This window comes from Streptomyces violaceorubidus, assembly GCF_000717995.1.
GTDB classification, from domain to species: Bacteria; Actinomycetota; Actinomycetes; order Streptomycetales; family Streptomycetaceae; genus Streptomyces; species Streptomyces violaceorubidus.
Genome location: NZ_JODM01000131.1, coordinates 1 through 667, shown reverse-complemented (window position 1 = coordinate 667; position 667 = coordinate 1). Strand labels below are relative to the sequence as shown.

Here is a 667-nt window from a genome sequence, read left to right as displayed (position 1 = left end):
CTGTGTTCGCGGCCGCGCTCGACGAGATCTGCGCGCACTTCGATCCGCTGCTGGAACAGCCCCTGCGCGAGGTGATGTTCGCCCACACCGACGAGCCGGGGGTCTTGGACCACACCGCCTACACCCAGCCCGCGCTGTTCGCGCTCGAGGTCGCCCTGTTCCGGCTGCTGGCGTCATGGGGCATCCGGCCCGACGTCGTCACCGGGCACTCCATCGGCGAGCTGGCCGCCGCGCACACGGCAGGACTGTGGAGCCTGCCCGACGCGTGTGCCGTCGTAGCCGCGCGGGGACGCCTCATGCAGCACCTGCCCACCGGCGGAGCCATGGTCGCCGTCGAGGCACCCGAACCCGAAATCCTGCCCCTGCTGACCGGGCACGAGGAACACGCCTCCGTCGCGGCCGTCAACGGCCCGCGCGCCACGGTCATCAGCGGCACCACCGAGGTGGTCGAGGACATCGCCGCCCAGCTCGCCACCCGCGGCCACCGCACCCGACGGCTGAACGTCAGCCACGCCTTCCACTCGCCGCACATGGACCCCATGCTGGAAGAGTTCCGGCACATCCTCACAAACGTGGAGTTCCACCCGCCCGGGCTGCCCCTGCCCGCCGGCGACGCGGTCCTGGACCCCGAGTACTGGGTCCGGCACATCCGAGACACCGTCCGCTT

At 71.4% G+C, this 667-nt stretch carries 1 protein-coding gene; it reads left to right on the top strand.

The window, feature by feature from the left end; genetic code table 11:
• A partial coding sequence (locus IE94_RS36675) for an acyltransferase domain-containing protein (RefSeq protein ID WP_037924781.1) occupies window positions 1–667 on the top strand: 667 nt, incomplete at both ends.